The sequence below is a fragment of the Coleofasciculus sp. G3-WIS-01 genome, from assembly GCF_040223135.1.
In the GTDB taxonomy this organism is placed as follows: Bacteria; Cyanobacteriota; Cyanobacteriia; order Cyanobacteriales; family Coleofasciculaceae; genus Coleofasciculus.
Genome location: NZ_JAVJZI010000145.1, coordinates 1 through 9,987, shown reverse-complemented (window position 1 = coordinate 9,987; position 9,987 = coordinate 1). Strand labels below are relative to the sequence as shown.

General features: G+C 46.2%; 7 protein-coding genes and 1 pseudogene. 3 read left to right on the top strand and 5 right to left on the bottom strand.

Annotation, left to right across the window (positions count from 1 at the left end):
- Nucleotides 1-360: 360 nt before the first annotated feature.
- The 3 genes from RIM23_RS14475 to RIM23_RS14465 all read right to left on the bottom strand — a co-directional run bounded on the left by RIM23_RS14475 (nucleotide 361) and on the right by RIM23_RS14465 (nucleotide 4,581).
- Nucleotides 361-1,164, bottom strand: coding sequence for a sulfite exporter TauE/SafE family protein (locus RIM23_RS14475; protein WP_446367936.1), 804 nt, complete (start codon nucleotides 1,162-1,164; stop codon nucleotides 361-363).
- A gap of 120 nt (nucleotides 1,165-1,284) precedes the next feature.
- Nucleotides 1,285-2,766 (bottom strand): M16 family metallopeptidase, encoded by a 1,482-nt coding sequence (locus RIM23_RS14470; RefSeq protein ID WP_446367935.1) that lies wholly within the window; start codon nucleotides 2,764-2,766, stop codon nucleotides 1,285-1,287.
- Between the two features lie 222 nt (nucleotides 2,767-2,988).
- Complete coding sequence (locus RIM23_RS14465) at nucleotides 2,989-4,581, bottom strand: insulinase family protein (protein WP_446367934.1); 1,593 nt, start codon at nucleotides 4,579-4,581, stop codon at nucleotides 2,989-2,991.
- A gap of 269 nt (nucleotides 4,582-4,850) precedes the next feature.
- Between RIM23_RS14465 and RIM23_RS14460 the strand changes: the two genes are divergently transcribed.
- Nucleotides 4,851-5,465, top strand: coding sequence for a TetR/AcrR family transcriptional regulator (locus RIM23_RS14460; RefSeq protein WP_446367933.1), 615 nt, complete (start codon nucleotides 4,851-4,853; stop codon nucleotides 5,463-5,465).
- 20 nt (nucleotides 5,466-5,485) lie between these two features.
- Here RIM23_RS14460 and RIM23_RS14455 read toward each other — a convergent pair.
- Nucleotides 5,486-5,584, bottom strand: a pseudogene (locus RIM23_RS14455) (DUF4332 domain-containing protein); the annotation flags it as partial.
- 162 nt (nucleotides 5,585-5,746) lie between these two features.
- On the opposite strand from RIM23_RS14455, the gene RIM23_RS14450 reads away from it, so the two are divergent.
- Complete coding sequence (locus tag RIM23_RS14450) at nucleotides 5,747-7,525, top strand: metallophosphoesterase family protein (protein WP_446367932.1); 1,779 nt, start codon at nucleotides 5,747-5,749, stop codon at nucleotides 7,523-7,525.
- Nucleotides 7,526-7,604: 79 nt separating this feature from the next.
- Nucleotides 7,605-8,201 carry a hypothetical protein gene (locus tag RIM23_RS14445; RefSeq protein ID WP_446367931.1) on the top strand — a complete coding sequence of 199 codons (597 nt, stop codon included), beginning with the start codon at nucleotides 7,605-7,607 and terminating at the stop codon, nucleotides 8,199-8,201.
- Nucleotides 8,202-8,771: 570 nt separating this feature from the next.
- Here RIM23_RS14445 and RIM23_RS14440 read toward each other — a convergent pair.
- A complete protein-coding gene (locus RIM23_RS14440) occupies nucleotides 8,772-9,941 on the bottom strand; it encodes a calcium-binding protein (RefSeq protein WP_446367930.1) in 1,170 nt (389 codons plus the stop codon).
- Between the last annotated feature and the right edge of the window lie 46 nt (nucleotides 9,942-9,987).

Genomic DNA, 9,987 nt, shown 5'->3' with positions numbered 1-9,987 from the left:
GCTGTTTTCTTTTGTACCCGAACAGAGACAATTAATGTTTCTTCAGCATCTTGGATATTTTCTGCTATAACTCCCGGCAGGTTTAGGAGCTTAGTCATTTCTCTTTTTATCCTTGCCATTTTTATCTTATTATTTTAAGGTTTATTTTAATAGTTTAGCACACTAAGTACGGAAGACCCGTTTTCTCTTATTGCTCATAATTGCCTATTCCCTCGTGGTGATTAGTTCGCGTATATCAGCCGCGAACTAAATCCTGGATATATTCTCTCACACTCTCTTGACAACTGGCATACAGGCTTAACTTGTCACCAATGCTTCCCCACTTTCCTCACCTTCCTCACTTCCCAACAGATACTGTGTTTAGCTATAGCTTTGCCATGCCTGCCAGAAAAAGTAAATGGCTAAGATAGCTAGTAGTGTACTAAATGCCAAACTGACCACCTGATCCGGTAATTTAGGCAAAAAACGGGTACTAACTTGCGCTCCCAATAAACCCCCTGTACCGAGAAGTAAGCCCTCAATCCATAACACATTCCCTTGTACAGCATGACCGACACAAGCAGAAATTGCGGTAATCACAATCACGCCTAAACTGGTTTGAATTGCCGTTTTAATGCTCTCTCCCAAAAGTAAAATTTGCAAGGGAACCATAATCACACCGCCACCCACACCAAATACGCCAGCGAGTAAACCGGCGGCACTTCCTGTGGCAATTCTGGCTAATGCTGCTTGGCTTTTGGAGTGCGGAGTTTGTCGTTGATTTTCCGTTTCTGGAGCATCTTGCTTTTCTCTGGCTTTCAAACGTTTGCGGAGTCGCACTAAGTAAATATTAATTAGGAGTAATAGTCCGAATGCCGCCTTTAACCAGTAGTCGGCAAATAATTCTGTTAAATAAGCGCCAATTGGCGCAGTTATTATCGCCGGAAAGCCAATGGCAATGATGCGCTTAAAATCTATGTTACCCAGCCGCCAATTCTGTAATGTACCCGAAATTGCTGTAATCACGATTGACAGGGTACTTGTAGCAACGGCTTGTTGATAGTCGTATCCTAAGGTTACTAATAAAGGTACAAGAACTGTACCGCCACCGATTCCCAAAAAGCCTGCTAAGATTCCGGCAAATAAGCCAGCAGATGCGAAAATTAATAACTGGGTCGGTGTCATTGGTTATTGGTTTTATGTCTTATGTCATTCGTCCTATGTTTTTTAGAAGGGCGGGTTTAGTCAAGTTATCGGATATCAACCGAACGTTATCTGTAAAACCCGCCCCTACAGGTTTAACCACTAACTGCTTTGTTCTGGAATAGTGATATCTAACGACGTGACATTGTTAGAAAGACTGGTTAAGGGAGGCTGGATTGCGTTGGTATTACCGACAACTAACGTAACCAGTTGATTAGGTTGTAGATATTTTTGAGCCACCCGTTGGACATCTTCAATCGTCGTCTCTTTCACCTTCTGCTGATACTGGAAGAGAAAATCTTCGGGATACCCATAATATTCATACCGCATCAGCCGTGATAAGGTTTGGCTGGGATCTTGAAAGTTAAAGACAAATGAGTTCAAAACTTGGTCTTTAGCAGACTCAAGTTCCTTGGGAGTTACAGGCGTGGTACGGATTTTCTCAATTTCTGAGCGAATCGCTTGAATGAAGGATACAGTTGCTTCAGAACGAGTTTGTCCACCAGCAACAAACATGCCAGGATAGTCGTGGCGAGGACTCCAGAAGCCATAGACAGAATAGGCTAAACCTTGGCGCGATCGCACTTCATTAAATAACCGTCCACCAAACCCATTCAGGATTTGATTCATCACATCCAACGCCGGATAATCAGGGTTATCAAATTCTCCACCAATATGTCCCAGATACACATAACTTTGGGTGAGTTGATCCTGATCCACGACAAATAAACCATCTTCCTTTGCCTGGGATGCAGACGGTACGGTTATCTCTGGGGGAGGCGATGGGGGATTCCAGTTACCAAACTTCTCCTGAATCCGCGATCGCATCTCATCGGAATCAAAATCTCCCACGATACCCAAAATCATCCGTTCTGGATGGAAATATGTCTCGTAAAATTCCACCACATCATCACGGGATATATTAGCTAGGGTTTCATATTCGATAGTGCGGGCATAAGGACTCTGATCCCCATAAATCAGTTTAGTAAATTCGCGACTGGCAATATCTTTAGGATCATCATTGCGACGGGCAATTTGTCCAGCTTGTTGCTTTTTCGCCAACTCCAGCTTATCTTCAGCAAAGGCAGGCTTTTTAATCACCTCAGCGAATAAGTCAAACACCATATCCACATCTTCACTGAGAGCATTAAAACTGGCGCTACCGACAGAGGTATCAATACCTGTTTCCACAGACGCCGCCCGTTGTTCGAGTAACTGATTCAGTTCATCCGGCGAATGTTCTGTTGTCCCACCTGTGCGGAGGACTTCTCCGGTAATATTAGCTAAACCCACCTGATCAGCCGGTTCAAGGCGATCGCCTGTACGAATCATCGCGGTCCCACTCACCAAAGGCAATTCGTGGTCTTCCATTAAATAGACGACGATGCCATTATCCAGTTGATAGCGAGTATACTCAGGAATCTGAATCTCTGACAGAGGCGGAAACGTTAACTCGGTATAATGCTTCGCCGTCGCCGCTACAGCAGGCGTGCGCGATACGATAACCAGAAGCATCGTAGCAACCAGTAATCCAAACCAGCGCCAGACTTTGCGACCGAATCTATTCAATATAAGATTGCTCATTTGTCATTTGTCCTTCGTCATTTGTCCTTCGTCATTTGTCCTTTGTCATTTGTCATAGATTTAGAACTATTAACACAACCGAATAAAACTGAGTGTATTTCCACCCACCTACTCAATCGCCAAAACCTCTGCGTTACTCTGCGTAAACCTCTGCGTCCTCTGCGTTAAAAAAAAATTCGCAAGACAACAGATTCAACCCAAAAAATAACCAATGACAACAAACTATTGACTCGATAACAACCGTCCAATGGTACGATTTTCCGGCGTGAACGTCTCTTGAGCCACCCTTTGAATATCAGTCGGTGTGACTTGGGCGATTGCCTGGATTTCATTAAACAGATTACGCCAGTCGCCTGTTTTCACCTCATATTCGACTAAATTACGTGCCATCCCCATATTAGAATCGAGCGATCGCAATAAGCCAGCACGGACTTGAGTTTTCACACGTTCCAACTCTTGAGGTGAAACGGGTTCAGTTTTGAGTTGTTCAATTTCTTCTCGCAAAGCTGTCGCCACTTCTTCAACAGTATGTCCTGGTGCAGTTAGGGCATATAACAGCATCAGATTTGGATATTTATCTCCCGGAAACCCGCTAAATCCGGCGGCGGAGAGGGCGACTTGTTTTTCTTGGACCAACGATTTATACAGGCGAGAGGTGCGACCATCGCTGAGTAAACGCCCAATAATTTCATAAACCACATGGTCAGGATGAGTACGAGAGGGTCGATGATATCCTTCTAAATACCAGGGTTGAGACTGTAGTTCCAACGTCACCTCCCGCGTTTGTTGCTGGGGAGGTTCGACTAGGGTTACTTCAGGTGCCGCAGGTTTTGCCTCATAGCGCCCGAAGTACGTTTGAGCCAACTGTTTAACCTCATCGGGATCAACATCACCCACAATGGCAACGGTTAATTCACTGGGAACATAGTAAGTTTCAAAGAATTGCCGCACATCTTCACGAGTCAGGTTGCGGATGTCTTCGTCATAGCCAATCACAGGGCGTCGATAGGGATGGACTTGGAAAGCTTCATCCAGAAAAGCCTCGATCATTTGACCGATTGGCGAGTTGTCGGTTCGCAGACGCCGTTCTTCCAGAATCACTTCTTGTTCTTTATAGAATTCGCGAAACACAGGTTCTAGGAAGCGTTCCGACTCCAAAGACATCCACAGTTCCAGTTTGTTGGAGGGGAAACTATAGAAATAAACTGTCGCATCGGCTGAAGTGGCTGCATTTAACCCGACGCCTCCAGCTTGTTCAACGATTTGACCAAACTCATTTTGCTTGACCAAGCTAGCGGCTTGGGCTTCGACTTGGGCAAATTCCGCTTGTAATTGGGCAACCTTTGCCTCGTTCCCGGCTTTTTTCGCCGCTTTAATTTGTGCCGATAACTGATCCAAGCGGTCTAACAGGGGTTTTTCTGCCTGATAGTCTCGCGTTCCGATTTTCGGGGTTCCCTTAAAGGCTAAATGTTCCAGAAAGTGAGCCACACCGGTTTTACCCACAGGTTCGTCAACACCACCAACATCAGCATAGGTGGCAAAGGAGACAACGGGGGCTTGATGCCGTTCGAGAACGATGAACTTCATCCCATTATCCAGGCGAAACTCGCTCACCTGGTCAATCACGCCATCCAAATAAGGTTGGATTGATTCAGCGTTAGTGGGTGGGGTTTCGGTGCGAGCCAAAGCCCCCAATGGTATACTGCTCCATACCAGGGTTACAACTAAGAACGCTCCCAGGATGGAGCGCCATTGGTATTTTCTCAAGTGAACAGTCCAACGCGGAAAAGGCAGAATAGATCGATTTTTTGTCATTTGTCATCCTCGCTAAGCGAGAAGCCAGCTATGTCTTATGTTATGGGTCAGGAGTAGCGCAATAGTCACAGAACTTCATATAGTTTAGCGCTTTTGCTATCCGTTACTCTTTGGGCATAGTTCGTGACCCCTAACCTTTTGTAAAGTTTCACCCCTTTGGAGGAAGAAATACGCTAATGTAAAATGCGTCTTATGAGAAACTTATGATAAAATTTGCCTTTTTTGGGATAACCTATTGCCCATAGCCTTACCGCTCATTTTGGAGTCCAATGCGAATCTTACATCAGCCCCCTCAGTCAGAGACAGAGACAAAGCAGCGTATCCTAGATGCTGCCCAACGTTTATTTGCCAGTCGAGGGTATAACGGCACAACAACCCGCGACTTAGCGGCAAAAGCGGGTGTTGCTGAAGGGACTCTATTTCGCCATTTTGAGAATAAAAAAGCCATATTAGTCGAGGTGGCGACTCAAGGATGGGTGGAATTGCTCACGGATTTGCTAACTGAATTGAGCGAAATGGGGAGTTATAAAGCCGTGGCGCAGGTGATGCGGCGGCGGATGATGCGGATGCATGAAAATGCGGATATGATGCGGGTTTGCTTTATGGAAGCTCAGTTTCACCCCGATTTACGCGATCGCATCCAGTCGGAAGTCATTGCTAAAATGTCTAATGTGGCGGAAGCATTCTTTGAAACGGCAATGGAGCGCGGGATCTATCGGCGTACTAACCCCAAGGTTGTTGCTAGGGTATTTTTAGGTATGTTTGCTGTGGCGGGGTTTAGCGATGAGACAATTATGGAACCAGGCGCCTCCCTTAAGGATGTGCAAGAAATGGCAGAAGGCATTGCTGATATTTTCCTTAATGGTGTCTTAGCGAAGGAGTAGAGACGTTGCATGGAACGTCTCTACAACTTAGGCAATTCCTGTGCTTGTTGAATCCAAGCAGCGACTTGATCAACAGTAGGAGACAGATCACGGCGTTGCATCGTTGCTACTTGGAGTCTGTACGACTAGGGATTTTGGGTTGCTTAGACATTTTAGGGCATAAATTAGGTCGGCACAATTAAAAGAAACGAGTCATGTAATGCTGTAGACAGCATCCTATCCTCACTTATTGCTAAAGTAAACTTGGCTCCATCTATCCAGTCTTGTCTCGAAGACGATTCATGGTCAATCCTTTAAGCAGTCGCCCACAACTCATAGCGGTGTTAGCTTTCGTCTTCATTGCCCTTGCACCCCTTGTCGTGCTCTTTACCCAACAACCCCCTTACCTCTCCCCACCGCAACTGCTGAGTGATCCGTTTTTACAATTGCCTACCGACACCTCTGTGCGCGTGGTTTGGTTTACAGAATTTGCCGGCACCCGTCATAGTGTAGCTTACGGACAAGGACTAAGACAGGTTGCGATCGCCAACACCACCAAACTCACTCGCACCCGGGAAGACCAAAAATCCCGTGTTGGAGAACAAACTGAAGATGCTCTAGTTTACCAGAAACCGACGCCAAGGGATATCTGGCGACATGAAGCCAAGGTAACTCGACTCACTCCCGGTCAACGAGTTCCCTATCAAGTCACTAGCGTGCGGAATGATGGGCAAATTGTCAAGAGTAACCCCTTTACCTTAACCCCTGCACCTCCCCCTCATACCCCCCTAAAAATTCTGCTCACCTCCGATCACCAACTCATGCCAATGACAGCCGCCAATTTACAAAAGGTAGCAGAAACTGTGGGAAATGTTGATGCCATTTTTCTCGCCGGAGACTTAGTAAATATTCCCGATCGCGCTTCCGAATGGTTTGATGATAATCGCGGCGGTGCTTTCTTCCGGGCACTTCAGGGACATGCTAATTATAAACTGGAGTACAATAACATCACCACCCGCTACACCGGGGGTGAGTTAATTCAACATGCGCCCTTGTTTCCCGCCACAGGAAATCACGAAGTCATGGGACGATTTTCTACAGATAGCGGATTAAATGATCAGTTTAATGACCCCATTCCTCGCCAAGTTGCAGCAGAAATTTATCAACAAACCTCTTCCCTATTGAACCCTAACCACAATCCCAACTGGCTCAAAGATAATTCCTTTAATACCGATACATACAACGAGATTTTTACCCTACCGAGTAACGAGAACTATTATGCCATTACCTTTGGTGATATTCGTCTAATTTCCCTGTACATTACGAATATCTGGAGAACTCCCAGCCTCAAACCGAATGCCAAAGGACGATATCGGGAACGGGACGCGGATTTAAATAATCCTACCGCTTGGGGATATGGACAGCATATTTTTGAACCAATTAAACCGGGAAGTCCTCAGTATAACTGGCTCAAGGCTGAACTCAACAGTCCAGAGTTCCAACAAGCCAAATACAAAATCGTTATGTTTCATCATCCTCCCCATTCTTTAGGAGATAATATTGTCCCGCCTTATACTGACCCCATACAAACTATTGAACGGGATAGAAAAGGCACAATTACGGCGGTGCGTTATGACTATCCCCCCCAAGCCGATTATATTATTCGGGATGTGCTCCCCTTACTCGAAACCGCAGGTGTGCAACTGGTTTTATATGGACATTCCCATCTCTGGAATCGCTTTGTGAATTCTCAGGGAATCCATTTTCTGGAATCATCAAATGTGGGGAATACTTATGGGGCTTACCTGGGCAAAAAACAGCGCCAAGTGCCAGAGGGAAAAGATTACGCGGCGACGGGTGATCCCAATGGATTAGAACCGATTCTGCCAACAATTGCACCATTACGGGGGGAGGAGAACCAACCCTTACCGTATATTGCCAGTAACGATATCACCGTATTTAGTATTTTAGATACCAGCACAGGAATCGTCAGCAGCTATCGCTTTGATACCACAAAACCAGACTCAGATGTAATTGAATTTGATGAATTTAAAATCGCTCCGGTTCGTAAAGTGCGTTAGCGCTTGCGTCACGCACCTTTACCCTGGGGTACAATAAAATATAAAAAAGAAAATTCGTGAACAAAGTGGTAGACAACCTATGGCATTTACAGACTTCAAATCCCTGGCTCAAGTTCAACAAGAATACAATATCAAGTATTCAGAAGAGAGCTTTATTTCATATATTGACTTGAACCCTTCAGATGATTTCCGTAACGAATTTGAATTTAACCTAGAAAATATAGATGTTTTTACATCTGAAGCCTCTCGCTGTGAGAATGTTATTTATCCAATCTTAAGAGAAGTCTATAAAAGCTTTGTTGACAACTACACACTCTGGAGTCATAAATCCATTACTTATGACCATAAACTCACAGGCACACCGGATTATTTAATATCAACAAAATCAGAACTCGGAAAAACTATTCTGGGTTTACCGCTTATTGTCGTTGTTGAAGCAAAACAGAATAACTTTATTGAAGGGTGGGGGCAATGCCTTGCCGAGTTAATTGCCGCACAGAAGATGAACCAGAATGAAACACAACCTGTCTATGGCATTGTTACCGATGGAGAATTATGGCAACTGGGGCGGCTTGTATTAGATACTTTTACCAAAGAGAAAACCCGAATCGCGATTACAGATTTAGATAAACTATTTGGCGCGATCGCGTTCTTGCTAACGGCATTGAAACCGTAGGGGCGCACGGCGTGCGCCCTGGAATTTACGGCGTGCGCCCTGGAATTTACGGCGTGCACCCTGGAATTTACGGCGTGCACCCTGGAATTTACGGCGTGCACCCTGGAATTTACGGCGTGCGCCCTGGAATTTACGGCGTGCACCCTGGAATTTACGGCGTGCACCCTGGAATTTACGGCGTGCGCCCTGGAATTGACGCCGTGACCCAGCTAAAATGGTGGTATAGATTGTAGGTTGGGTTGAGGAACGAAACCCAACAAAAGATAGGGCTCGCATCCCTTACTACGAACCCAAGCTAATCTATCAAATTAGGTGTTGTCACGCCACTAGATTGACACAGCTAAAATGGTGGATTAGATATGTCGATTTTAGGGGCGCATGCCATGCGCCCCTACGGTTTCGGGGCGTAAAATTAATTCATCAAATAAGGTGTGCCGAGCCAGTACTGGTGTGGCACACCTTAATTGGTGGATTAGAATTGTAGGGGCGCAGGTTGTGCGCCCAGAAAATCGCCAAAATCTATCCCACTATTTTAGGTGTGCAGAGCCAATACCCTGACAATTTCAGCGATTAAACCGTGACGAAATTCGCCGCCGTGAGCGTGGTTGTATCTACACCATCCAGGATCGCCAGAACATCACTACCAACCAGGATTTCATCGCCACTAAAGGTGAGAGAACCTAAGTCCAAACCACCAGAAAGACCAATCAAATCTGAACCCAACTGGAAGTCACTAATCGTATCAGTACCTTCCCCAGGGGCGAAGACAAAGGTATCGCCACCCTTACCACCGGTTAACAAGTCATCCCCGGCACCGCCTGTGAGGATGTCAGCACCTTTGCCGCCATTGAGAATATCGTTACCTGCACCGCCGTTGAGAATGTCATCGCCGCCAGCACCGATATTGAGATCATCTCCCAGTAGCAAGTCATCACCATTACCACCGTTGAGGACATCCCCACCCGTGCCACCGATTAAGGTATCATTGCCTGCCAAACCGTCGAGGGTATCTGCACCATTGCCACCGTTGAGAAAGTCATCCCCGGCGTCACCGCTGAGGATATCAACGCCATTACCGCCGTCGATAATTAGTCCAGCAACGGCAGTCACTCCTACCGTCACCGCCCCAGTGCTACTGTCGGTGCCATCGCTGAGGGTATAGTTAAAGCTAGCATCCCCGGTGAAACTATTGTCTGGGCTGAAGACGATAAAGTCATCGCTAAAATCACCCACAGTACCATTATCATTGAGGGTGACAGTGCCGCCGACGGCATCGCTAACACCTGTGATGCGTAAATCCGAAGCTGGGTTATCAGCATCGGTATCATTGGCGAGGAGGGTGCTGACGTTAATGGTGAGGGGGGTATTTTGAGCTGTGGTAACGCTGTCGGCATTGGCAACAGGAGCAATGTTGGTTGGAGCTAGTTCATATTGAAAGTCATCATAGCCAATACCGCCCTCATCGGTGATGGTGTTGATACTAATGCGGGTAATGTCAATAAATGAGGATAAATCGATCAGATCTGGGTTGAAGCCATTTCCATCGGTGACGAGATTAACGGTTTCAACTGAGCCATCAGCCGTCTCGACAGTAATCAGAGCTGCCGTACCATTGGTATTGTCACCTATTACCCTAAAGGAGAGATTAGTGAAGTACCCCAACTTGCTTCGCTGAAGTTGGGGCTTCCAACTCAAGTAGGCAAGGACGGTTTTATTCGTCTTCGGAGTTTCCCGTCTCATCCGCCGATGCCTCCAAAAGTTACCTCTCATTGGTCTTACTCAGCGT